The sequence below is a fragment of the Zwartia panacis genome, assembly GCF_030410395.1.
Lineage (GTDB): Bacteria > Pseudomonadota > Gammaproteobacteria > Burkholderiales > Burkholderiaceae_B > Zwartia > Zwartia panacis.
Genome location: NZ_JAUHHF010000001.1, coordinates 433,997 through 458,301, shown reverse-complemented (window position 1 = coordinate 458,301; position 24,305 = coordinate 433,997). Strand labels below are relative to the sequence as shown.

Annotated in this window: 27 protein-coding genes; 8 read left to right on the top strand and 19 right to left on the bottom strand. The window is 53.3% G+C overall.

The genetic code is table 11. The features are described 5' to 3' along the window. The first annotated feature begins 214 nt into the window (after positions 1-214). Positions 215-940 carry a fumarate/nitrate reduction transcriptional regulator Fnr gene (gene fnr / locus QWY30_RS02155; RefSeq protein WP_290237810.1) on the top strand — a complete coding sequence of 242 codons (726 nt, stop codon included), beginning with the start codon at positions 215-217 and terminating at the stop codon, positions 938-940. Positions 941-984: 44 nt separating this feature from the next. Here the strand turns inward: fnr and QWY30_RS02150 are convergent, their stop codons facing one another. Continuing rightward, on the bottom strand, positions 985-2,001 hold the full coding sequence (locus QWY30_RS02150) for an acyl-CoA dehydrogenase family protein (RefSeq protein WP_290237807.1): 1,017 nt from the start codon (positions 1,999-2,001) through the stop codon (positions 985-987). A 6-nt stretch (positions 2,002-2,007) separates the two neighbouring features. After that, positions 2,008-3,159, bottom strand: a complete 1,152-nt coding sequence (locus tag QWY30_RS02145; protein ID WP_290237805.1) for an acyl-CoA dehydrogenase family protein — start codon at positions 3,157-3,159, stop codon at positions 2,008-2,010. Positions 3,160-3,287: 128 nt separating this feature from the next. On the opposite strand from QWY30_RS02145, the gene QWY30_RS02140 reads away from it, so the two are divergent. Then, positions 3,288-3,749 carry a MaoC family dehydratase gene (locus QWY30_RS02140; protein WP_290237803.1) on the top strand — a complete coding sequence of 154 codons (462 nt, stop codon included), beginning with the start codon at positions 3,288-3,290 and terminating at the stop codon, positions 3,747-3,749. Here the strand turns inward: QWY30_RS02140 and QWY30_RS02135 are convergent. The 9 genes from QWY30_RS02135 to QWY30_RS02095 all read right to left on the bottom strand — a co-directional run bounded on the left by QWY30_RS02135 (position 3,746) and on the right by QWY30_RS02095 (position 10,347). After that, positions 3,746-3,991 (bottom strand): hypothetical protein, encoded by a 246-nt coding sequence (locus QWY30_RS02135; protein WP_290237801.1) that lies wholly within the window; start codon positions 3,989-3,991, stop codon positions 3,746-3,748. The two genes, QWY30_RS02140 and QWY30_RS02135, sit on opposite strands and share 4 nt — an antisense overlap. A 14-nt stretch (positions 3,992-4,005) precedes the next feature. Further along, complete coding sequence (locus QWY30_RS02130; RefSeq protein ID WP_290237800.1) at positions 4,006-4,236, bottom strand: hypothetical protein; 231 nt, start codon at positions 4,234-4,236, stop codon at positions 4,006-4,008. Positions 4,237-4,245: 9 nt separating this feature from the next. Next, a complete protein-coding gene (gene ccoG / locus QWY30_RS02125; protein ID WP_435433342.1) occupies positions 4,246-5,790 on the bottom strand; it encodes a cytochrome c oxidase accessory protein CcoG in 1,545 nt (514 codons plus the stop codon). Positions 5,791-5,809: 19 nt separating this feature from the next. Then, positions 5,810-6,760: a cytochrome-c oxidase, cbb3-type subunit III gene (gene ccoP, locus QWY30_RS02120; RefSeq protein WP_290237796.1), complete on the bottom strand. Its 951-nt coding sequence runs from the start codon at positions 6,758-6,760 to the stop codon at positions 5,810-5,812. After that, on the bottom strand, positions 6,757-6,930 hold the full coding sequence (locus QWY30_RS02115; RefSeq protein WP_290237954.1) for a cbb3-type cytochrome oxidase subunit 3: 174 nt from the start codon (positions 6,928-6,930) through the stop codon (positions 6,757-6,759). The genes ccoP and QWY30_RS02115 overlap by 4 nt, the downstream gene beginning before the upstream one ends. Beyond that, complete coding sequence (gene ccoO, locus QWY30_RS02110) at positions 6,930-7,601, bottom strand: cytochrome-c oxidase, cbb3-type subunit II (protein ID WP_290237794.1); 672 nt, start codon at positions 7,599-7,601, stop codon at positions 6,930-6,932. The genes QWY30_RS02115 and ccoO overlap by 1 nt, the downstream gene beginning before the upstream one ends. A 10-nt stretch (positions 7,602-7,611) precedes the next feature. Then, a complete protein-coding gene (gene ccoN, locus QWY30_RS02105; protein ID WP_290237791.1) occupies positions 7,612-9,078 on the bottom strand; it encodes a cytochrome-c oxidase, cbb3-type subunit I in 1,467 nt (488 codons plus the stop codon). A 106-nt stretch (positions 9,079-9,184) separates the two neighbouring features. After that, positions 9,185-9,367 carry a cbb3-type cytochrome oxidase assembly protein CcoS gene (gene ccoS / locus QWY30_RS02100; protein ID WP_290237789.1) on the bottom strand — a complete coding sequence of 61 codons (183 nt, stop codon included), beginning with the start codon at positions 9,365-9,367 and terminating at the stop codon, positions 9,185-9,187. 8 nt (positions 9,368-9,375) lie between these two features. Then, positions 9,376-10,347: a P-type ATPase actuator domain-containing protein gene (locus QWY30_RS02095; protein WP_290237787.1), complete on the bottom strand. Its 972-nt coding sequence runs from the start codon at positions 10,345-10,347 to the stop codon at positions 9,376-9,378. Positions 10,348-10,443: 96 nt separating this feature from the next. Here QWY30_RS02095 and queF point away from each other — a divergent pair, with 96 nt between their 5' ends. After that, entirely contained in the window at positions 10,444-11,283 is an 840-nt protein-coding gene (gene queF, locus QWY30_RS02090; RefSeq protein WP_435433347.1) for an NADPH-dependent 7-cyano-7-deazaguanine reductase QueF, read from the top strand. 26 nt (positions 11,284-11,309) lie between these two features. On the opposite strand, the gene pgsA is transcribed toward queF, so the two are convergent. From pgsA to QWY30_RS02055, 7 genes are all read right to left on the bottom strand, one after another. Further along, a complete protein-coding gene (pgsA, locus tag QWY30_RS02085; protein ID WP_290237784.1) occupies positions 11,310-11,888 on the bottom strand; it encodes a CDP-diacylglycerol--glycerol-3-phosphate 3-phosphatidyltransferase in 579 nt (192 codons plus the stop codon). Between the two features lie 17 nt (positions 11,889-11,905). Then, positions 11,906-13,741, bottom strand: a complete 1,836-nt coding sequence (gene uvrC / locus QWY30_RS02080) for an excinuclease ABC subunit UvrC (RefSeq protein ID WP_290237783.1) — start codon at positions 13,739-13,741, stop codon at positions 11,906-11,908. Continuing rightward, on the bottom strand, positions 13,728-14,786 hold the full coding sequence (gene nagZ, locus QWY30_RS02075; protein ID WP_290237782.1) for a beta-N-acetylhexosaminidase: 1,059 nt from the start codon (positions 14,784-14,786) through the stop codon (positions 13,728-13,730). The genes uvrC and nagZ overlap by 14 nt, the downstream gene beginning before the upstream one ends. 2 nt (positions 14,787-14,788) lie before the next feature. After that, on the bottom strand, positions 14,789-15,226 hold the full coding sequence (acpS, locus tag QWY30_RS02070; RefSeq protein WP_290237781.1) for a holo-ACP synthase: 438 nt from the start codon (positions 15,224-15,226) through the stop codon (positions 14,789-14,791). A 12-nt stretch (positions 15,227-15,238) separates the two neighbouring features. Beyond that, positions 15,239-16,003 (bottom strand): pyridoxine 5'-phosphate synthase, encoded by a 765-nt coding sequence (locus QWY30_RS02065; protein ID WP_290237780.1) that lies wholly within the window; start codon positions 16,001-16,003, stop codon positions 15,239-15,241. A 106-nt stretch (positions 16,004-16,109) separates the two neighbouring features. Next, positions 16,110-17,075 carry an ABC transporter substrate-binding protein gene (locus QWY30_RS02060; protein WP_290237777.1) on the bottom strand — a complete coding sequence of 322 codons (966 nt, stop codon included), beginning with the start codon at positions 17,073-17,075 and terminating at the stop codon, positions 16,110-16,112. 17 nt (positions 17,076-17,092) lie between these two features. Next, positions 17,093-17,866 carry a class I SAM-dependent methyltransferase gene (locus tag QWY30_RS02055; RefSeq protein WP_290237775.1) on the bottom strand — a complete coding sequence of 258 codons (774 nt, stop codon included), beginning with the start codon at positions 17,864-17,866 and terminating at the stop codon, positions 17,093-17,095. Positions 17,867-18,035: 169 nt separating this feature from the next. On the opposite strand from QWY30_RS02055, the gene QWY30_RS02050 reads away from it, so the two are divergent. The 3 genes from QWY30_RS02050 to QWY30_RS02040 all read left to right on the top strand — a co-directional run bounded on the left by QWY30_RS02050 (position 18,036) and on the right by QWY30_RS02040 (position 21,507). Continuing rightward, a complete protein-coding gene (locus QWY30_RS02050; RefSeq protein ID WP_290237774.1) occupies positions 18,036-18,302 on the top strand; it encodes a type B 50S ribosomal protein L31 in 267 nt (88 codons plus the stop codon). A 74-nt stretch (positions 18,303-18,376) separates the two neighbouring features. After that, positions 18,377-20,107, top strand: a complete 1,731-nt coding sequence (locus QWY30_RS02045) for an ArnT family glycosyltransferase (RefSeq protein ID WP_290237773.1) — start codon at positions 18,377-18,379, stop codon at positions 20,105-20,107. Next, entirely contained in the window at positions 20,104-21,507 is a 1,404-nt protein-coding gene (locus tag QWY30_RS02040; RefSeq protein WP_290237772.1) for an MATE family efflux transporter, read from the top strand. Before QWY30_RS02045 ends, QWY30_RS02040 begins: the two co-directional genes overlap by 4 nt. On the opposite strand, the gene orn is transcribed toward QWY30_RS02040, so the two are convergent. Continuing rightward, a complete protein-coding gene (orn, locus tag QWY30_RS02035) occupies positions 21,494-22,087 on the bottom strand; it encodes an oligoribonuclease (RefSeq protein WP_290237770.1) in 594 nt (197 codons plus the stop codon). The two genes, QWY30_RS02040 and orn, sit on opposite strands and share 14 nt — an antisense overlap. 59 nt (positions 22,088-22,146) lie before the next feature. Here orn and QWY30_RS02030 point away from each other — a divergent pair, with 59 nt between their 5' ends. Beyond that, positions 22,147-23,391, top strand: a complete 1,245-nt coding sequence (locus QWY30_RS02030; protein WP_290237768.1) for a M48 family metallopeptidase — start codon at positions 22,147-22,149, stop codon at positions 23,389-23,391. Beyond that, complete coding sequence (gene rsgA / locus QWY30_RS02025; RefSeq protein WP_290237766.1) at positions 23,388-24,287, top strand: ribosome small subunit-dependent GTPase A; 900 nt, start codon at positions 23,388-23,390, stop codon at positions 24,285-24,287. The genes QWY30_RS02030 and rsgA overlap by 4 nt, the downstream gene beginning before the upstream one ends. Positions 24,288-24,305 lie beyond the last annotated feature (18 nt).

Sequence of the window (24,305 nt, the reverse complement as noted above, 5' to 3'; positions counted from 1 at the left end):
CCAATTTCCGTTAGTCGTTACATATGGGCGTTTCGCCTGATTTCAATGGCTATTCGCAGATTCTGTATCAATCTATGCTTAGGCTAGCCTAAGTCCTTGCCCTTTAACTTGACTTAAATCAAGGGTTATTCCTAAGAGATATACAATAAGGATGTAGGGTCAGTATCAAATTTGCCAAAGCAGTTACCCAAGCAGCAAAAGGAGTCGGGAGCTCATGCTTAAACGTGTACCGGTCACCTCGGAATCACCGCATTGCTCAACATGCATGATGGGAAGCGTTTGCCTGCCTGTCGGCATGCCTTCCAATGAAGTCGCACAGCTCGATGAGCTGGTCAAAGAGCGACTGCGTATTGAGAAGGGACAAGCCCTTTTCCAGCATGGTACTCCCCTGGATGCCCTGTTTGGTTTGCGTACAGGCTCGATCAAAACTCAGATCATCGAATCCTCAGGTCAACAGCAAATTACTGGTTTTTTTCTTCCCGGCGAGATTGTGGGTCTCGACGGCATGATGGATGGCATACACAGTTCAACTGCCGTGGCAATGGAAGACTCCGAAGTCTGTGTGGTCAAGCTGGATGACATTGATGAAATCAGCCGCTACGTCCCATCACTTCAGCATCAGATCAGACGATTGATGAGCAAGGAGATCGCACGATCCCATCAGGTCTTGCTTGCTTTGGGTTCTATGCGTTCTGAGCAGCGCCTAGCTGCCTTTCTGATCAATCTGTCTCAACGATTGGCCGCGTTGGGCTACTCGTCGACAGAATTCATTATGCGGATGAGTCGGGAAGAGATTGGAAACTATCTCGGACTCACCCTGGAAACAGTCAGTCGACTGTTCTCTAGATTCGCCAGAGATGGCGTCATACGCGTGAGTCAGCGTGAAATCAAGATTTTAGATATGGTGGCGCTCAACGAACTCGTGGGCAAACCCTGTTAATGCAGGGCTGCCCGGTTGTTTCATATAAGCGCATGAACGATCTCTCAGCTCTTAGCTTCTAAAAACAGCTCGGACCGAACGAAATCAAGGGTTGTGCGTTCAGATGAGAGTAAATTCCTTCCGATCTGTTGCGCCCAGAATGCCTGCCCGCCCCCTGCCCGCGCCCATTCATTCATCCTGCGGGTAAATAACTGCAAATCATATTCATGCGTGACCCCAATCGCACCATGCACGGCGTGTGCGACGGCTGTCACTCTGGCCACCGCCTGACTTGTCTGAGATTTGGCTAAGGCAGCTAGCATGGGCGCGGGTTGCCAGTCACTACTGCGACAAGCCATCTCGGTTGCCATCCTGGCGCCAAACACCAACTCGGCCATCTCGCTGATCTGCTGTTGTAAAGCTTGAAAACGCCCAATCGGCTTTCCAAACTGTTCTCGCTGATTCGCATGGGCAAGCGTCATTTCAAAGACTCTGTCGGCTGCCCCGGCTATCAGTACAGAAACAGAGAGCGCCAGCAAGTGTTGAAATTGAGGGAGATCCCATTTTCCAAGCAACGAACGTTCGGCGATTGGCACGGACCATGTCAGAGTTGCATCCAGGGTTCCATGACCGCCCGAGGGTGTGACAGACGCTTCTGAAGTGGCTAATAACCAGACCTGCTTTCCTTTTTGAGCCAAAATCCAGTCAGACACCAGCCCGAAATTCACCGCGTGCGCCGTCAAACCCTTGTCGTCGAGGTTGACTTGAAAGGGCGCAAAAGTCAAAGACCCGTCAGGAATATTTTGCTGATGGTGACTCAACCAGGCGCGCGCCAGCATCGTATGCGCATAAGGAAGCGGCAATGCATGACGTCCCATGCAAAACATGATGGGCCAAGCTTCGGCCAAGGTCAGACCGGCACCGCCAGACCCTTCGGGAAGCAGTCCGTCCGCAAAACCAGCAGACAAAAATGTTTCCCACAAGAGCTTGGGATCACTGCCCTGCTCGATTTGACGCAACTGAGCGGGCGTGCACTCTTGGGCGAAAAAACGATCTGCTGAATCATAGAAAGAATTTTGCATGTTTGATTACCTCAAGCCCAAGCCGCGGGCGATGATGCCACGCAAAATTTCGCGAGTTCCGCCCCGCAAGGAAAACGTCACACCCATCTGCTCAAGATAGCCGAGTGTTTGCAACAAATCCGGACTCGCCACAAAATCCGGATGGGCACCCAGCCAGGCAGCAATTTGCCGGATAAGCTTTTGCTCAAAATCCGTACCAAAATCTTTGACAACAGAAGCCTCAGTCGCAGGGCTCTCACCATCGACCAGCTTTTGTGTGACAGCCAGAGAGAGAGCCCGCAACACAGCCATCTCGGCCACCAGTGATCCAACCAAAGCGGCGGTCTCGGGATCTGTCACATTTTGCTCCCGCAGGCCATCCATCCAACTGTCTAGCAGGGCAATACTGGAGTAAATCCGCTCGGGACCACTGCGTTCGAAAGCAAGCTCAGCCGTACACTGATCCCAACCCTGCCCCTCAACGCCTACCAAGGCATCGGGCGCGAGCAAGACGTTATCAAAAAATACCTCGGAAAAATGAGCATCCCCGGCCATGTCCCGGATGGGACGAACCGTCACACCTGGCAACTTCAAATCGATGATGACCTGGGACAAACCTTTGTGACGGTCAGAAGTTTCGCCTGAGGTTCGAACCAGAGCGATCATGTAGTGACAACCATGCGCGTTTGTTGTCCATATCTTGCTGCCATTGAGTAGCCAGCCCTCGGCGGTCCTGGTCGCACGCGTCCGGATGCTCGCCAAATCCGAGCCTGAGCTTGGCTCACTCATGCCGATGCAAAAAAACGCTTCACCCCGGCAAATTTTAGGAATGTAAAAACGCCGTTGCTCCTCGGTGCCAAAATTTAAAATCAGCGGTCCGCTTTGACGGTCGGCAATCCAGTGCGAGGCCACGGGCGCACCTGCGATCAAAAGCTCTTCGGACAATACGAAGCGTGAAAAAAAGCCTTTGCCTGAACCCCCGTATTCCTTGGGGATCGTTAACCCCAGCCAGCCTTTTTTAGCGAGACTTTTACTGAACGCTTCGCTTGTTCCCATCCAGGAACGGGCCTTGATATGGTTGGGAACACCCTGCATTTCATCGTTTAGAAACGCCCGGATCTCCGCGCGAAACGCCAGCTCGTCCTGTGGGACCTCAGTAAATTCAAGTGCAGTCAGCATATTTAACCTGTCTTGGAGAAGCTGGATGATATGGGATATCGAGCCTCGGTTACAGCGATTTGTGATCGTCTTATACTGCATGAATTGTATTTGTTTGCCACGATTACAGCCAACTCACGGGGGAAGACATGACGGAAACTAAGCTTTTAGGATCAGGATACATATGGCAGGAACTGGCTGTCGGTCAAAAATTCAGAACCTATCGACGCACCGTCACGGAAACTGACATCATCAACTTCATCAGTGTGACCGGAATGCTCGAGACAATTTTTATCGACAAAACGTTTTCACACGGCGCCATGCAGGGACGTCCGGTGCCCGGAGGTTTGACTTATGGGCTCATCGAAGGCCTGCTGATGCAAGGGATGGTTCAAGGCACGGGGCTTGCACTGCTTGAAGTGCACAAGAAAGTGCTCAAACCGGTATTGGCCGGAGACACCATCTGGGCTGAAGTCGAGGTCACGGCGATCAAACCCACGTCTAAACATAACCGTGCGGTCGTCACCTCTCGCGTGGATGTCAAAAATCAGGACGGCATCGATGTCATGACCTATACAGCGGTCAGAATGCTCGCCGGCGAGAGACACTAAAACCCGATTTCGCCAGCCTCTTTGTCATTTTTAGGCGCCATGAAAGTTGTCAGCAAACTGGATAGCGCCGCAATGGACCAGAAAAAGAAAAAACCGGCCGCGTACAAAATTTCACGTTCTGGCCGGATATAGCCAAAAATCGCCACATCCAGCGGATCAACCAGCGCAAAGACCACAGCGCTGGCCAAACCGGCCATCAAGAAAGACGGCCATAATATCCACATCAATGAATGCCACTTCATAGTAGCTCCCTTGATTAACGTGCTTCGTTTGAAGGCGGCTTGACAGGTAGTTTCTCAACCACCAAGCCACGCTTCATGCCGCCCTCCAGAATAGGCTGATCGGAGAAGCTGTTCAGGGCTAATACGATCGTAATCGCACAACCGACAATGGCTAACGCGGGGCCTGCCATCAATATCCATGGCCAGGGCTCGCGCCACCATGGCGTAGCGCGCGTTGTTTCTGTCTTTTGTTGTGCGCTGTTCATAATGTCTCCTTAATTAGGAAATATAAAACTGGATGCTTCATTGATTTCAGTCAACACAGCACCATCAGGACCCAGTGAGCGGGTAATGAATCTGATCGGTTGCGGACCGGGCTTGGCGGACTCAGCAGGCGCCCTGACCACGACTGCGATCAATCGATTCGATGCGCTGGGCACATTGATCCGCGCTGCTGACTGCACCGGATCGCCGGACTGGGCACCTGATAGTGGAACGGATGTTCGATCCGCCAGAGCTACCGTCATGCCGGGTACGCCCTCCACCCCTAAAGAAAGCACGAGTGGCTGTTCAGATGCATTGATCAGCTGGATTCGATAAACGTTTTCAATCAATCCGCCTGCAACTTCCCTGCCAAGCATTCCTCGATCCCGGATCACATCCACACGCAAAGTCGTACGCGTGGCTAAAGAACCGATAAAGACCGCCACAAGCACCAGCATCAACGCCGAGTAAATCAACACCCTCGGACGCAAAAGACTTTTACGGATAGCTTTTGGCGAGAGTTTTTCCAAGATACCTCTCTCTGAGGTATAGCGGATCAGCCCCTTGGGATAGTCAAGTTTGTCCATGACCTGATTACACGCATCCACGCAAGCACCACAACCGATGCACATGTACTGGAGTCCTTGCCTGATATCGATCCCTGTTGGACATACCTGAACGCAAATACTGCAGTCTACGCAATCGCCCATGCCCTGGGCACGATGATCCACCTTGCGGGAGCGCGCACCGCGCGGCTCTCCGCGCACCGTGTCGTAGGTCACCACCAACGTGTCACGATCCACCATGACACTCTGGAAACGTGCGTAGGGGCACATGTATTTGCATACTTGTTCCCGCAAAAAGCCTGCGTTACCCCATGTCGCAAAACTATAGAAAAACAACCAGAACCATTGCCACGGGCCCAGAGTAAAAGCCAACAAATCAGCCGCCAAACTGCGTATGGGCGCAAAGTAACCAATAAACGAGAACCCTGTCCAGAATGCGACAACCAGCCAAAGCGCGTGCTTGGTTGCTTTGAGGCGAAATTTTCTAAAAGATAGTGGCGACTCATCGAGACGAATGCGGGCAACGCGGTCTCCTTCGACCTTGCGTTCAATCCACATGAAAATTTCAGTGTAAACAGTCTGTGGACAGGCATACCCGCAAAACAGTCGACCAGCAATCGCCGTAAAGAGGAACAAGCCCAACGCGGAAATAATCAGCAGCAGTGTCAGATAAATGACGTCCTGAGGCCACAACACCATATCGAAGATGTAAAACTTACGGGCACCCAGGTCAAACAGAACTGCTTGACGTCTGTTCCAGTTGAGCCACGGCAAACCATAAAAGAGCGCTTGCGTCAGGAGGACGAGCGCAATGCGCCAACGTGCGAACACACCTACAACGGAACGGGCATAAATTTTTTGACGAACATCCGCAAGTGTTTGCTCAAGAATCTCGGCCCCGGGTGGCAGCGGTTTGCTCCCAAGCGGACGCCAGGCCAGGGGCGCCACCTCTTCGGACTGGGGAGTCTGAGAATCAGAGGTCATGTGCATCACCTGACTTGGTCATCATTTACTTGGCCGAATCCGAGGACATCGCTGCCGAAGCGGTCACGTCCTTGCCACCGGACAAACCCCATACCCAAGCAGTCAACAGACGAATCTGTTCAGGCGTGAGCACATGCTCCTGGGCAGGCATGCGGTTGTTACGACCATTGAGGATGGTATGTACGATCGTGGCCTCGGAGCTGCCATAGAGCCAGACATCGTCTGTGAGATTAGGCGCACCAAGCGCTTTATTTCCCTTGCCATCGACACCATGACACGCCACGCAATTGTTGAGATAGGCGCGCTTACCGGGAATCACGCGAATCTGATCATGCGCCAAACCGGACATGGAGCGAACGTACTGAGCGATTTCACCGGCAGTCTTGGCATCAATAGTCGCACTCATGGGCGGCATCACACCATTTCGACCTTTTGCGATCGAGGTCTGAATGGCTTCGGGTGTGCGTCCATACATCGAATCGCCCTGCGCTAAGTTTGGAAAACTCACCGCACCGCGAGCGTCTGATCCATGACATTGTGCACAGTTATTCAGGAACAAACGTTGACCAATCACCCGCGCCTCGGGATCGGCCGCGATCGCGGGGATATCCATGGAAGCGAAACGTGCATAAACTGGCTTGACCTCCTCGTTCTGCTTGGTTTGATCCTCTTTGACCTCAAGCGCGGAGGTATATCCCAGGCTACCCTGATAGGCCCCGAGCCCTGGATAAAGAACCAAATAACCCAAGCCGAAAATGCACATGAGTACGTACATGTACGTCCACCATCTTGGCACGGGATTATTCAGTTCGCGCAAATCGCCGTCCCAAACGTGGCCCGTGTCCTCTACAACTCCAGGCGTGCGTTTCACCAACCACTTGCGCTGGGAAAACAGCAGCCACAGACACCAGATGATTCCCCCCAACACAACGGTTGCGATGTAATAACCCCAAAAACCATCAAAAAAATCATTCATGGACGCGACTCCTCTTTCTGCTGCTTGGCGCCTTCATCGGGCAAGACGAAAGGCAACATGGCCGCCTCTTCGTTTGCTTGTTTACGTCCTTTGGAAAAGGCCCACCAGATAATTCCGAAAAATGTCAGCATCGCCAACACTGTTGAAAAGGCATTGAGATAGGCAAGCATCATTTCGCTCCTGCTGAAGACGGACTCGTCTGCGCGGCCTGTGCGGCTTTACGAACACCCGTGCCCAAGCCCTGCAAATAGGCAATCATGGCGTCTTCTTCTGTTTTACCCTTCAAGGCAGCCGGTGCGCTCTCGATTTGCGCATCGGTATATGGCACGCCCAGGATTCGCAGTGCATGCATGCGGTCCTTGATATCGGTATCAGTCAACTGACGCTGTGCGAGCCAGGGATAACCGGGCATATTGGACTCCGGAACTACGGACCTTGGGTTGCGCAAGTGGACGCGATGCCATTCGTCCGAGTAACGCTCGCCGACACGGGCCAAATCAGGACCCGTCCGCTTGGAGCCCCACAAGAACGGACGATCAAACACCGATTCACCCGCCAAAGAGTAGGATCCGTAACGCTGAACCTCAGCGCGTAACATCCGGATCTGTTGAGAATGGCAACCTACACAACCCTCACGAATATACAGGTCGCGCCCCATCAGCCTGAGCGGATCGTAAGGCTCGACGCCCGCTGTTGGTTTGGTCAGGGAGTGCTGAAAAAACAGCGGGACGATTTGGACGAGTCCAGCGAACAAGACCACGATGATGCTGCAAACAATCATCAAACCGATATTTTTCTCGAGGGTCTGGTGCGAGAAGAAACTTTGCTTTTCATTTGCCATGATTTCCTCCTCAGGCGTTTGCCGCAGCGACAGCGGACACAGGTTGAGCAACGTCTTTCGGGATCACCGGATTGACAGCTTTTTCACCAATCACAGTCTTAAAGACGTTATAGGCCATCACGAACATTCCGCTCAGGTACAGGAGTCCGCCCACTAGACGAATCGCGTAGAAAGGGACTGAGGACTTGACGGACTCGACAAAGCTGTACGTCAGTGAACCATCCGGCTCCGTCGCACGCCACATCAGACCCTGCATCACGCCGGCAATCCACATCGAAGCGATATAGAGCACCACACCAATGGTCGCAATCCAGAAGTGCACCTCGATCAACTTGGTGCTGTACATCCTTTCACGTCCCCAGAGTCGGGGAATCAGGTAATACAACATACCGAAAGTGATCATCGCGACCCAGCCCAGTGCACCCGAGTGCACATGGCCGACCGTCCAGTCTGTGTAGTGGGACAACGCATTCACTGTTCGGATGGACATCATCGAGCCTTCGAAGGTCGACATACCGTAGAAAGACAGAGAGACCACCATAAATTTCAAAATAGGATCGGTGCGCAACTTGTACCAGGCACCTGATAAAGTCATGATGCCGTTGATCATGCCACCCCAGGAGGGTGCCAGCAGTATCAGTGAGAACACCATACCCAGCGACTGTGTCCAGTCAGGCAATGAGGTGTAAAGAAGGTGATGTGGACCCGCCCACATGTATGTGAACGCAAGCGCCCAAAAGTGCACGATCGACAAGCGGTATGAATAGATGGGACGTTCTGCCTGCTTGGGGATGAAGTAGTACATCATGCCCAAAAAGCTCGTGGTCAAAAAGAATCCCACTGCGTTGTGACCGTACCACCACTGCACCATCGCGTCCTGCACGCCGGCATATGCGGAGTAAGATTTCCAGAGCGTTGCGGGCATCTCGATGTTGTTCACGATGTGCAGAATCGCAATCGTCAGAATGTAGGAACCGAAGAACCAGTTTGCGACGTAGATATGCTTACTCTTTCGCTTGACGATTGTCCCGAAAAAAACAATCGCATAAGCGACCCACACAAGCGTGATCAGGATATCGATCGGCCACTCGAGCTCAGCGTATTCCTTGCTGGTGGTAATACCCAAAGGCAAGGTGATCGCAGCGGCGACGATCACGAGCTGCCAGCCCCAGAAGGTAAACGGGATTAGGAAGCCGCCAAACAAACGCGCCTGGCAGGTACGCTGCACGACGTAGTAAGACGCCGCGAAAAGCGCGCTGCCCCCAAACGCAAAAATGACCGCGTTTGTATGAAGCGGTCTGATGCGTCCGTACGTCAGCCAAGGGATATCAAGATTGAGTTGAGGCCAAAGTAATTGGGCGGCGATGATGACGCCAACCAGCATCCCTACGACACCCCAGACAACTGTCATGATGGCAAACTGCCTCACGACACCGTAGTTGAAGGTCTCGGCCGTTACCGCGCTTGAGCGAGCCATGTTGTTTCCTTATTAGAGATATTTCCCGACTACACCATCATGCCAAAACGATGTGGACAACCACTTGATCCATATCAAGCCCAACCGACTTTTGACAGGAGTCTCTTCAGGATTGATCGATTTTTGACACATTCACAACAGCATCCGCACGATCATCGTCAAGCAAAATTGAATGACTTGCCGCATCCGGATCATCGTATTGACCGGAAAAAACCGCCCACCACAGCATGCCCCCCACTAGCGCGATCACGGCTAGCGACAAAGGCAACAGTAGGTAAAGTATTTCCAAAATGATTCCTAGGACTGCGCCCGGGCTTGAAAGGTCGCGGCGTGCGCCGAACGCCCTGGATCAGCAGGGATTGCGTAAAGCCGCCAGGCGTTGATCACCACCGCTGTCGAAGAAACGAACATCAACAAAGCGGCCAACCAGGGCGTGACCCAACCTACGGCGGCAAGAGGCATCGTCAAAACATGCCAGATCAACGCACCATACAAATTTTGTAGCGTGACACGACGTGTGCGCGCAAAAAGTACATCACGTTGCGCATCGTTCATCTCGGGATAGGCGGCCAGACTGGCATGCGTCGCGGCCAGTGACATGGGGGCAGCCAAGGCCAAGGCACAGGGACAACTCATCACAAGTAATGCGACCAGAACCGAAAGCGCATGCTCGGGTTGCGTCAGCCACCAATAACTGGCAATCAAGAAGGCAACAGCCAGTTGTACAAGAATAAAGACTGTGGCGACTCGATCCGACTGAACGATCAAGGGCTGACACAGGGCATCGAGCTGCGCCCCACCCTGCGTGGCTTGGACCGACTGTCTGGCGCGGGTTTCAAAGTAACGCGCAGTCAACAAAAAGGCGACAAACATCGTGACGGAATCGTAATAAACCTCGCCATGACCCAAGATCGTCGCAAACGCGCTGGGAATAAAAGCAGCCACGATACTCGTCGCCACGGGAATGTCCATGGTCACGCGTCGCTCTGAATAGGCGAGACCAACTCCCTGCCAGACAGGCCAGGCAGCATAGAGCACCACGGGTACCGTCAGGGCAAGGCTAGCCCAATTCATTAGAAAAATAGCCCAATCCAGAACTTCCAGACTATCGTTGGGACCTGCTTCAACCCTAAGATATCCGGGCAAGGCAAACATCATCACCTGCATCATGGCAAGCCAGGCCAATCCCAGCCGCACAAGGCTGCGCCTGCGCCCGCTCATTTCAGCAGGAGTCAAAGGGCGATTCAACGCAAAAATTGATTTGGCCATGGTGAGGCTCATTCTAGGCGCGGTAGGTGTTTCTGCGCCTTGATATAGATCAACTAGGTAAAATCCAGTTTATTTTCTTGATGTGAGCTCATGAAGCTGCCCCCGCGCGATCTCCCTCTTGGCCAAGATGTTTCCTATCCAACGGCCTACGACCCGACACTTTTATTTCCAATTGAACGATCGCAAGCGCGTCTCGAGCTTGGCCTGAGCCCTGCCTCTTTGCCTTTCATCGGCTGGGATCTCTGGAATGCCTACGAATTATCCTGGTTGACGCCCCAGGGAATGCCAAAAGTCGGAATACTCAGGCTGAAGGTCGATTGTCGGAGCCCTCATATCATTGAGTCAAAATCCCTCAAGCTCTACCTCAACAGCTTTAACCAAACCCCTTTTGAGTCGACTGAACGCATGCTTGAAACGCTCAAGCACGATCTCTCCCAGGCCGCCGGAACCGATATTTGGGTCGAGCTCATCGAACCCAAGGACTTTGGTAGTCTTTTAATCGAGGAATTTGATGGCGTCGACCTGGATACTCAAGTACTGGATATTGATTGTTACGAACCCAATGCAAACCTTCTGCGCCTGGAAACCGATGAAACGACCACGCAAGCGCGCGTGACAGAATCCCTCTTTTCCAGACTGTTGAAATCCAATTGTCCAGTGACATCCCAGCCTGATTGGGCATGCGTCAAAATCGACTACACAGGACCCAAAATCGACAGGGCCAGCCTGTTGAAATACATCATTTCTTTTCGGATGCACAACGGATTTCACGAGCAATGCGTGGAGACCATCTTTAACGACATTTTGACGCGCTGTCATCCTGAATCCCTCTCGGTGTATGCACGCTACACCAGACGAGGCGGGCTGGATATCAATCCCTGGCGAGCCACATCAGATATGGCGGCACCCTCATTGCATCGAAGTGCCAGGCAGTAGCCGAGCCCAAGAAAATCTGACTCAGATCAAGTTTTCGAGGTTTTCTCGCGAATGACAGGCATCGCCCGACGCAAGTAGTACAACATGGACCAGACAGTCAGGATCGCGGCGATCACAATCAGCACTCGCCCGATCTGGGCAAAAGGCATGCCCAAAAGGGTGTCGTCATAGAGCAGGCAGGGAATCGCGATCATCTGGGCAGCGGTTTTGAACTTGCCGAGCCAGTGCACAGCAACGCTAGCGCTGGCACCAATCTGTGCCATCCACTCGCGCAAAGCGGAGATTGTGATTTCTCGTCCAATGATCACCAAGGCGATCATGACATCCACACGATCCAAATTGAGCAAAACAAGCAAGGCCGCCGAAACCATCAACTTGTCGGCAACAGGATCCAGAAATGCCCCAAAAGACGAGGTTTGGTTCCAACGCCGCGCCAACCAACCGTCAAACCAGTCCGTGAGCGCTGCAAAAATGAACGCCAGGCTGGCCGTGGTGTCACGCACAGGCACACTCATCCAGGACTCGGGCAAATAATAGAGTCCGATGAGCAGAGGAATCATGGCGATGCGCAGCCACGTCAAAATGATAGGTATGTTTAAAGGCATACGCTATGCTAACCCAGTTAGCGTAAGGAAAAGTAAATGCGCTCGGCCAATTCAGGGGAGATTCCCTCAACAGAGGCCAAGTCTTCGATGCTGGCGTTGGCCACACCACTGAAACCGCCAAATCTTGCCAATAAACGCTGCCGTCGCTTGGCTCCAACACCATCAATATCCTCCAAACGGGATACATTTCTGGCTTTGGCGCGTTTAGCGCGCATGCCAGTGATGGCAAAACGGTGCGCCTCGTCCCGTATTTGAGCAATCAACATCAGTGCCGCAGAGGACTCTCCCAATACCAAAGGAGCTCTGTCGTCCGGGAAGATAAGGGTCTCCAAACCGACCTTGCGTCGATCACCTTTTGCCACACCTACCAGCACATCCGTGTTCAGACCGAGCTCCGCAAACACTTGGCGGGCGATTTCCACCTGCCCCTTGCCGCCATCGATCAGCACCAAACCCGGCATGATCGCTTCACCATCCGCAACCTTACCAAATCGACGAGTCAGCACCTGCCTCATCGCTGCATAATCATCGCCAGGCGTGATCCCTGCGATGTTGTAACGTCGGTACATCGAAGGCTGCATCGCGTGATGCGTGTAAACGACACACGAAGCTTGCGTCGCCTCGCCGGCAGTATGACTAATGTCGAAACACTCTATGTGCAGGGCCTCTAGTGCTGCGGGATCCGTATCCAGCTCGAGCGCCTCAGCCAAAGCCAGCGTTCGGGCGCTGCGGGCGCCGGATTCCAGCAACGCGCTCCCCAGCGCCATTTCAGCATTGCGTGTCGCCTGCTCAAGCCACGCCCGACGCACACCCTGGGGACGACTGATAAATCTGCATTTTGTGGACTTGGATTCCGCAAGCAAATCGATCAGCTCTGCATCGGGCAACACATGGGATCCGACAATCACAGCCGGCAACGGATGATCCACATAATGCTGCGCGATAAAAACTTCGATGACTTCCGAACCGGAATCCCCATCGGCGTGCGTTGGGAAAAAAGCGCGATCTCCCAAATGCCGACCACCTCTGACCATGGCCAAGTTGACGCATACTTTACCGCCTGAAGAGGCCACCGCAATCACGTCAGTGTCGCTTTGGTCAGAGTCCTCCATGGTTTGCTGATGCAAGACCTTGGCCAACGCCCCCATCTGATCACGCAGCATCGCCGCCTGCTCGAATTCCAGGGCCTCGGCCGCGGCTTGCATGCGGCGCTCAATATCTCCCATGATTTCCTGGGTCTCGCCATTCAGAAATCGCGCTGCACGTTGCGCATCGGCAGCGTAGTCTTGCGGAGAAATCTCATCGACACAGGGGGCCGAGCAGCGACCAATCTGATGAAGCAAACAAGGTCTGGAACGATTTGCATAAACCGTATCCTCACACGTGCGCAAGCGAAAAACCTTTTGCAAGATCTGAATAGTTTCGCGCACTGCCCACGCACTCGGGTAGGGACCAAAAAACTGTCCTTTTTTTTGAGTCGAACCCCGGTAATACGCAATCCGGGGGGCAACATGCCCAGAGAGCATCAAATATGGGTATGACTTGTCATCGCGAAACAGAATGTTGTAGCGCGGACGCAGAGTTTTGATGAGGTTGTTTTCAAGAATCAGCGCCTCAGCCTCGGAACGCGTCACCGTCACCTCGATCCGCACCACGCGCGCCACCATGTGGCCAATGCGAGGACTTGAGGGTGTCTTTTGAAAATAGGAGGACACCCTCTTTTTCAGATCGCGTGCTTTACCAACGTACAACACCTCATCTGTCGCATCGATATGACGGTAAACACCGGGCAAATGCGGCAGCTGCGCGAGGAACGCTTTGATATCAAAAGCGGTTGATTCAGGCTCGCTCATGGAGTGCTTGAACTGATTTCAAAGCTGCAACATAAGCCAGCTGCTTTTGAAGTGATTTCCAATCAGGCGCCATCGACTTGGGCATCAGACGCTCGATTCTCTCAAGAGAACGACGGGTGGACTTCCATTGAAGACGCGAGAGTAAGTCATCCGCAAGATCAGGACGATTACAGACCAGAGCCATATCGCAGCCAGCATTCAAAGCTGCGCGCGCACGCGCCAAGATATCGCCTGCGACGGAGGCACCTTCCATCGTGAGATCGTCAGAAAAAACGACTCCGTCATAGCTTAACTTTTCACGCAATATTTGCTTGATCCATTTGGACGAAAAGCCAGCCGGCATAGGATCGACTTTGGTGTAGATGACATGCGCGGGCATAACAGATGGAATGACCTGATCACCCAACCATTGATACGGCGCGGCATCGTGCTCCAGAATTTTCTTCAAAGACCGGCTATCGCGCGGGATCGCATGGTGCGAATCCGCAGCGACAGCGCCGTGCCCTGGAAAATGCTTGCCGCACGCCCCCATGCCCGCTTGAGCAAGACCTTGCGAAAGTGCGCGCGCAAGCATGGCTACCACGCGAGGATCACCATCAAAGGCACGATCGCCAATGACACTACTCACGCCAAAATCCAAATCCAGCACAGGCGTAAAACTCAAATCAACGCCGCAGGCACGCAGCTCGGCACCCAACACATAGCCCACGTCCGTGGCCATACGCATCGCGCGCATCGGATCCTTCAGCCATTCGAGACCCAAAGAGCGCATGGAAGGCAAAGTCGTAAACCCATCCGTCCTAAAGCGTTGTACGCGCCCACCTTCGTGGTCCACCGCGATCAGCAATGCTGGTGAGCGCAAGTCGTGAATGCGTTTGGTCAATGCGACGAGTTGTTTACGCGTCTCGAAATTACGTGCAAAAAGAATGACACCACCCACGAGCGGATGCAGCAGACGCGCTTCCTCTGCGGAGGTCATCACCGTACCCGCCACATCGACGACCAATGGACCGCGGGGAAGAAAAGGCCTTGTCATTGCGTTCATTATTACTCTGCTCCAGAAACATTTGTGCTGTGGGGTGCGTCTTGCAGGGTTTCAACCACGACATAGGCCGCACCGTACTCTGATTCATCCGTCAAGGACACATGGGCAGGACCAAACCTCATCTCATACCATTGCGCCAAGGGACCCGAAAGAACAACCGCAGGACGTCCACCTTTCATATTCAAAGTCTGCATGCGTGTCCACCACATCGGCATACGCATCCCCAGGCCAACCGCCTTGGAGAAAGCCTCTTTTGCCGCAAAACGGGTGGCAAGATATCTGACACCGCGACTGCGATCACGGGCAGCCCTCGCTTTGAAGACGCGCAATTCATCCTCACCCAGAATTTTCTCTGGAAATCGTTCGGGATGTCGCTGCCATGCGCGGTCGATGCGATCCATCTTGACTAAATCCATCCCAATGCCAGCAATTGCAGCCACGTCAGTTCACCATCAGTTTTTACGTGGTTGCAATAAAGCACCACGCTGGGCCTTGAGCCTGGCTTCGATCATGCATGCTTTCATGTTGCGGATCGTATTTTCCCAGCCATCAAAAATCGCTTGCGCAACAATGGCGTGTCCAATGTTGAGCTCAGCGATTCCATCGAGAGCGGCAATCGGGGCCACATTACCAAAATGCAAACCATGACCGGCATTTGTGCGTAAACCTTGGGAAACCGCTACAGCGATGGCTTTTTGCAGACGACTCACTTCTGCTGCGCGCTGTTCCTCAGTGTTGGCTTCCGCATACGCACCTGTATGCAGCTCAATGACCGTCGCGCCAGTGTCTACAGCAGCCCCGATCTGGCGCGCATCCGGATCGATGAATAACGAGACACGGATTCCATTTGACTGCAACTGTTCGACTGCGGCTTTGACCGTTGAAAATCCACCGATGACATCCAGACCACCCTCAGTCGTTAATTCAGTACGCTTTTCCGGAACGAGACACACGTCCTGAGGCAGGACTTTGCAAGCTATTGCCAACATTTCAGGGGTAATCGCACACTCCAGGTTCATGCGTGTTCGCAACTTTGGACGTAGCGCAAAAACATCCGCATCCTGGATATGTCGACGGTCTTCGCGCAAATGCAGTGTGATGAGATCTGCACCCGCGTCCTCAGCGAGCAGTGCGGCCGCGATCGGATCTGGATAAGTCGTGTGACGTTGCTGACGCAACGTTGCAACGTGATCAATATTGACGCCAAGATCAATCATGGTGGAACTCTCTTTTATAAAGGACTGTTATCTGCGTGGCATGGCTAGATTGGCATGCGTACCTGCATGAGATTATCACGGTCGCCAATCACTTATGTTGCGTAGGTTATTTAACAAGTGGACGGGCTACTTTTGTTAAGGCTGGTGACAATGTGACGGACTGTTTGCTGGCTGCTTGCAAATTGACATAGATCGGCGGGTTTGCGATCACTTCCGGGGCAATCGCACCAGGCTTGACACCTCTGAGCACCCTTAAGGCAACGCGTCCGGCTGCCGTACCGATATCCTGGTCGGTTAGATCGAGAGCCGCGACAGCCCCTGAGCGTACATCCTTGACATCCCAGCCAAGCAGCGGAATGCGGGCATCATTGGCGACCTGAGCAAGGGCAGCATAACTTTGGCTCACTGTGGAATCGGTGAGTGATTGAAAAACATCTACTTTTTCGATCAGACTGCGGGCTGCTGAACCCACATCAACGGGTCTTGAGACGGTCAGTTCGATCGCAATGAGACCCGTACCACTCAAGTTTTCCTGAAACTCCCGCACTTGGGCCACAGAGTTCGCATCTGAAGGGTTGTAAATCACTCCAACCCGCCGAGCCTGAGGCACGAGCTGCTTGATCAAGTCGATTCTTTTTTTCAGAGGTAAGGCATCAGAGACACCTGTAACGTTGGTACCCGAGGGTCCCCAACCCATGACGACTTCGGCGGCAACCGGATCCGTGATACCCGCGAAAACAACAGGAATTTGTTTGGTGTACGTCATCACAGCCTGTGTTGCGGGCAAAGACAAGGTCACGATGACATCCGGACGTCCGCGCACGAGCTCAAGCGCAAGCTGCTGCGCACGTTCTGGCGTGCCCTGCGCATCCGCCAGAGTCAACTTCAGGTTACGTCCCTCTCGAAATCCTGCAGACCTGAGCACCTCCCGAATCCCGTCGATCATTCCCTCTGAGTCTTCGTCCTGGTGGTAAGAAAGAACCGAGACTGCCTTGGTTTGGGCAAAGGTAGTGGCACTGATCAAAAACATACCAATCGCCAAAAACCATGCACCTAATTTATTCATATTCATCAATGGGTTAATACCAGTCAAACGATCAATACGCCATCTTTGGATCGCCCAATCATGGAGCGTACCCATTTTTTCGCAGGCAAACCGTATTGTGACTCAACGACCTCCGCGCGCGCCAGCAACTGCTCAATCGAAACCTCGATCGGCGGTCCTTTGAATGCAAGCACAATCTGATTTCCAGCATCGATCTGAGGCAAGCTCAACAGTCGACCGTCAAATGCCTGACTCAAGCGCCGAATATTTTTTTCAAAACTGGCATGCGCACCGAACAGATTGACAGTCATCACCCCGACGTCTCCCAACACATTTCTGCACTGTTGGTAAAACTCCAGAGAGTCTCGCACGGGTCCCGCGGCCTCGCCGTCATACAAGTCAACCATCAATATTGCGCTGTGTTCTTGATTCCGGGGATCGGCAACCCATTCACCGGCGTCGAGATGCTCGACCACCAGCCTCGCGGGTCGGGGTAATTTGAAATACATCTCGCAGGCAGACGTCACCATGGGGTTCCACTCCACCACCTGGACCCTGTTAGAGGTGTGTTTGAGACAGAAACGAGCTAGTGAACCCGCCCCCAGACCGAGCAGCGTGATGGACTGCTGACGCGCAGGGGCGAGAAAAAGAAGCCACGCCATCATCTGCGCCGTGTATTCAAGCACCAGTTCCGCGGGTCTGGAGACCCACATCGCACCTTGCACCCAGGGCGTGCCAAAGTGCAAATATCGGATCCCACCACCCTCAGATATTGTGGGAATATCCCGCAGGGGGGCTGTATTTTTTTTCCAAGCCATTGTTAAAAAACACCTTTTTTGTCTTCGTTTGTACGCAGAATAGCACCGTCACATTGCGAAATCCCGTCTTTACCTGTAGAATCGAGGGCTTGACTCAGGATACGTGGTGACATCGCTTTGATTGTTTGGCGAATGTGGCTGGCGACCCGCCCAACCGAAAGGACTTTAGATGAAAGACGAGATTCACCCAAATTACCGCGATGTGGTGTTTGTTGACCTGCAGACTGGCAACAAATTCATCACCCGTTCCACGCTCAACAGCCGCGAAACCATTGAAATGGATGGTAAAACCTATCCATTGTTTAAGTGTGACGTGACTTCCGAATCTCACCCTTTCTACACCGGTGCGCAAACTCGTATCGTCGAAACAGGTCGAGTCGAGAAGTTCCGCGCGCGCTTTGCACGCACGACTGGCACGAAAAAGGCTTCTGCCTAATCTGAGTCTCTCGGATCAGATCTCCCGAAAAGAGGCGGCCTGATGGCTGCCTTTTTTTTGATGAAGGCATATTGATGTCATCTCAGTCCACCCCGGCAAGACTAACCGCCAACGCCTCAGCCAAGCTTCCCAGGCTGGTGCTGTTGCTGTTAGCGATCGCCTATGTTTTGGCAGGGCTCTATGGCAGAGACCCCTGGAAAACGGATGATGTGCTGAGCCTGGCCACCATGCTTTCGGCATTACAGTCTCAGGGCACGGACTGGTTGGTCCCGCATTTGGGCGAACTTAAACTTGCCCAGGATGGCCCCCTGGGGATGTGGCTGGGTGCCATATTGATCCATCTCTTTGGCCCCTGGATCGGTGAAGTCGGTGCTTCACGCCTGATCAATATCATCTGGTTCGGCATCACACTGGGGTGCGTCTGGTACGGGACTTACCTCTTAGGGCGCCGCACCGAGGCCCAGCCCTTGGCGCTTCCTTTTGGCGGAGAGCCGACCGTCAAAGACTACGGTCGACTGTTGGCCGATGTCGCAACACTCCTCTTTCTCGCAACCGGTGGCGTGCTGCTGCGTTTTCACGAAACCTCCAATGTTCCCGCAAACCTCGCCTTTCAGGCGTTAGGTTTTTATTCGCTGGCGCGCATGATGGACAAACCCAAAATGGGTGCTGTGATGCTTGCGCTTGCCCTGACGGGAGCTTTCTTGACGCGCGCTTGGCCCGGGCTCGTTCCGCTCTTGCTCGCCTTACCGATCGCTTTTCAAAGACGCTCGATACTGTGGTCGTCTCGCTACCATGCACTGGCTGCGCTAGTACTGGCTTGCGCACTTATCGCAAGCTGGTGGATTCCTGCGATGCAGTTGCACCCCGGCTGGATGAACGAATGGCTCCACTGGAACAAAATGAGTTTCGGGTTGCCGGAGTATGAAAATGCCGTGCGTCCCCTGCGCGACTTACCATGGTTTCTCTGGCCAATCTGGCCTTTGGCAGTCCTGGCGCTCTGGCAATGGCGCCGCTGGATCACGGCACCACACATTTGGATTCCCCTTTCTTTTGTACTGGGCGCCCTACTGACGCTATTTGTTTCGCCACAATCAGGCGAGGCGGAGTATGTGCTTTTTACTTGTCCACTCGCCATTCTGGCTGCTTTCGCGATTCCGACTATGCGACGTGGCGTGATCAACACCTTGGACTGGTTCGCACTGATGTGTTTTTCGGTGACGGTGGCCTGCGTCTGGATTGGTTGGTTTGCTCTGCATTTCGGCATACCAGAACAAATTTCTCTCAATATCGCACGTCAAACAAAGGGCTATGAACCACAGATCGTCTGGTGGGCAGTACTGCTCGCCATCCTGTGCACTCTTTGCTGGATCGCCATGATCTTGTGGCGAGTCAAAGCAAACCCCAATGCGTTATGGCGCGGATCCCTGCTCGCAGCTGGCGGATTGACGCTGACATGGATCATGCTGGTATTGCTGTGGTTGCCCGCGGTTGACTACGTCCGGAGTTACCGTCCCATGTCGGCCGATATACGGCAAACACTTGAAGGCTTATCTGAGACGCCGGGAGAGCTTGCTTGCCTCAGAGAACAGGGTCTTGCTCTCGGCCCGCGCGCATCCCTGTACGTGTTTGACCACATTGAGCTGGTTTACGACACGAAGTGCCCCTTTATTTTGCAGCAGACAACGCTTAAAAAACTCGAGAACGGTGAGGCAGGATTTAGCGATCATGCTGAAGTCCTCTGGCAAGGCTCTCGCGGTGCCGATCGTTTTGATCGCTACCGTATTTTGCGTCTTTCCAAACAATGAATGTCGTCGACACCTCGCCTCGCTCTTTTGGTGCGACACTTCGAGCAATTTTCAAGCAGTCTTGGCCCATACTAATCAGTCAGTGGGCCAGCATGGCTTTTGGCGTACTGGACACGGCCATGACGGGGCATGCCGGGCCGATTGATCTCGCAACAATGGCACTATCAATCTCGATTTACATCACCGTGTTTATCGGTCTGACCGGTGTCATGCACGCATTGATTCCCATTCAGGCTCAATTCGTGGGCGCAGGCAAACTTGAGCGTGTTGGACAAACGTGGGGGCAAGGAATCTGGGTATCTTTGCTCTTGTCTGTGCTGGGCGGCGCGGTGCTCCTGTTCCCGGATGTATGGCTGAGCTTCTCTGGTGATATCGATCCGGTCGTTCGCGCCAATGTGAAAAGCTATCTTCTCGCGCTGACTTGCGCGCTGCCAGCGGCGCTGATGTTTCGCACCGTGTATTCATTGGCCAACGCCGTATCACGCCCCAAGCTGATCATGATGATTAATCTGGTCGGGATCGTTCTCAAAATATTTTTTAACTGGCTACTGATTTTTGGAAACTGGGGTCTGCCCGCGCTGGGTGCGACTGGAGCAGGAATCTCCTCGGCCATCGTGTTCTGGATCAACCTCGCCATTGGCTTATGGGTCGTGACACGCACCCCCTTTTACAAACAGTTTCAGCTGCAGCTTGGACGCCCGCACTGGGGAGAACTGTGGAGCATTCTGCGACTGGGTATTCCGATGGGAGGGTCTTATTTAGTCGAGGTCAGCGCCTTCACTTTTATGGCCTTACTCGTTGCTCAGGAAGGCACCGCTGTCATCGGAGGGCACCAGATTACCTCCAATCTCGCAGCGCTGGCTTATATGATGCCAATGGCCATCGGTGTCGCAACCGCAGCGTTGGCTGCGCAAGCCATTGGCGCAGGACAATTACACCAGGCACATCGCACAAGCATGATGGGCTTGGTCGTGGGTTTGGCTGGGGCGCTCTTAACAGCTTGTGGACTGTATTTTGGTCGAGATGTCATTGTTGCCCTCTATACCAGCGACCCTGCCGTTGCCACCATCGCTTTATCTCTGTTAGCGCTCTTGCCATTTTTTCACATCGTCGATGCGATGCAATGCATCAACAGCTATCTTTTGCGTGCGCACAAAATCGCAGTCGTACCACTTTGTCTGCAGATTTTTGCACTGATGGTTGTTGGATTGCTGGGAGGATGGTGGCTCGGTTTTGGTCCCGGCAAAGGACTCATCGAACCACTGCGCAACCAGCTCCTGGCTGGCTCTCCTGTGGGCGCAGGCAGTATGTGGTTGATGGCCACAACTGGCCTGGCTATTTCAGCCGTGCTGCTCCACGGCTGGTATCGTCACATCATCAAGGGATTTAAACGAGCTTGATGAATGTGTCCCGATAGTATTTGAGCTCGTCAATTGACTCATAGATATCGGCAAGCGCTTCATGTTTGCTTCGTTTTTCAAAACCTTTCAACAGCTCTGGCTTCCAGCGGCGTGCGAGCTCTTTAAGGGTGCTGACATCAATCGTTCGATAATGAAAAAACTGTTCCAGTTTGGGCATGTAATTAAACATAAAACGACGATCCTGGCTCACAGTATTTCCACACAAAGGAGACTTGCCCGCGGGGACATACTGGGAGAGGAACTCGATGAGCTGTTGCTCTGCCTGCGCCTCGGTCAGCGTTGAGGCTTTAACCTTCTCTGTCAGCCCACTTTTGCCATGGGTGGAACGATTCCAGCTATCCATGGCGTCAAGCAAACTGTCCGGCTGGTGAATGACCAAAACGGGTCCTTCAGCCACGACCGTCAAGTCCGGTTCCGTCACCACAACGGCAACCTCGATAATGCGTTCCTTCTCAGGGTCCAGCCCCGTCATTTCCATGTCCAGCCACACTAGGCGGAACTCGTTGGGAATTGTTTTTCCAGTTTGTGCGGCAGATGCCTGAGAGGGGGTGTTGGCCATATAATCAATCCAGTTAAAACGTGATTTTCTCACATGCTGTCATAAGGTTCTCTGGACTCATGCTTACGATACTGTTTATCGCCTTTCTCCTTGCGACCATCGGCACCCGGCTCTGGCTGGCCAGTCGCCAGCTTCGGCATGTCGTCAGCCACCGTGATACCGTTCCTGCCGAGTTTGCTTCCCGTATCGGGCTTGTCAGCCACCAGCGGGCGGCTGACTACACGGCAGCCAAGGTTCGTCTCAACATGGTCGAGCTGGTATTCGATGCAGTCGTCTTAGTCGGTCTGACCCTCCTGGGAGGTCTGCAGCAGATTGATCTGTGGGTCAGCACACTGACGACCCATGATTTATTGAGACAGGTGTTGCTCATCGTGGCTGTCATGACGCTGCTCGGTGCCCTCGGCCTGCCCTTCTCCATTTATCGACAATTCAAACTGGAAGCTCAGTTTGGCTTTAACCGCATGACCCCAAAACTGTTCATCTCTGACTCGATCAAGGGTATTTTGATTGGAGCGGTCCTGGGATTGCCCTTGATTGCCGCTGTCCTCTGGCTCATGGCAGAAGCAGGCCAGTATTGGTGGGTATGGGCCTGGGGTCTCTGGTCGGTATTCAACCTCTTGGTGCTGTTTATTTTCCCAACGTGGATTGCACCGCTATTCAACAAGTTCACCCCTCTTGAAGACAAGGAACTTGCCCAGCAGATCCAGGAGTTGGCTCAGCGCTGTGGTTTTTCCCTCAACGGCTTGTTCGTGATGGATGGCTCAAAACGCTCCGCACACGGAAATGCCTATTTCACTGGCTTCGGCCGCGCGCGCCGGATTGTGTTTTTTGACACCCTGCTCGCTCGTCTGAGCGCGGACGAAATCATTGCCGTACTGGCGCATGAGCTTGGACATTTCAAACACAATCATATTTTTAAACGCCTGGCGATGAGCTTTGCTGGCGCCCTGATTTTTTTCGCGATACTTGGCTGGCTGGCTCAACAAACCTGGTTCTACACAGACCTGGGCGTGATCCCGCAACTGGGTGGTCGCAATGACGCAATGGCTCTGATTTTGTTCTTCATGGTTGTGCCTGTTTTTACATTTGGACTGACACCATTGTTTAGCTGGTTTTCACGCAAAGACGAGTTCGAAGCGGATCGTTTCGCCAGCAACCAGAGCTCTGCGGAGCAACTCGTTTCCGCCCTGGTCAAGCTCGTGGATGATAATGCCTCAACACTGACGCCCGACCCCTTGCACTCTGCTTTTTATGATAGCCACCCTCCAGTTGCGATCCGCATTCGTCAACTACTGGCGTCATGACAGAACGCCTGCAAGGACGGGTCATCGCGGCGCATGGGCGTCACTACACCGTTGAAATCGAAGACGGGACGCTCATTAAGTGTTTTCCCAGAGGTAAAAAAAACGATGCCGCGGTGGGCGATTACGTCGCCATCTCTCGACAAGGCCAAGATGAAGGTGCGCTCGAGTCCATTTTGGAGCGTAAAAATCTACTGTTTCGTTCCGACGAATCCAGAAGCAAGCAATTTGCGGCAAATGTCGATCAGCTCTTGATCGTGATCGCGGTTGAGCCACCATTTTCTGATGACCTTTTGGGACGCTCACTCGCAGGAGCATGGTCTGCCGATATTGCCCCCGTTATCCTGTTAAATAAAGTGGATTTGATTGCCGGCATGCCAGCGGCGCAAGAAAGACTCGCTCCTTTTCGCTCTCTGGGTGTGCCAATCATCGAAATCTGCGCACGCGACCCGGTCAGTGTCAAAAGCAAAGTTTTGCCCCTGCTCAAAGGTAAAACTTCTCTGCTTTTAGGGCAAAGCGCGATGGGCAAGTCCACCTTGCTCAATACACTTGCGCCCATGGCACAGGCGGCGACACAGGAGCACTCCGTTGCTTTGGGTGCAGGACGTCATACGACAACGAGCACACGCCTCTACCATCTACCGGATGGCGCCGGAGATCTGATCGACTCCCCCGGCTTTCAGGGGTTTGGTTTATTGCACCTGAGTCGGGAGGAAATCGAACGCGGCTTTCCTGAGTTCAGCGCGCACCGTGAACATTGCCGTTTTTACAATTGCACACATCAACACGAACCCGGCTGCGGTGTGCTTGCGGCGTTGGCTCGTCAAGAAATCAACCCAGCGCGTCATGCCCTGTATGTCAGACTCGTCCAGGCGAAAGACGATCACGAAAGCTACTAAATAGCGCAGCCTCTGAGT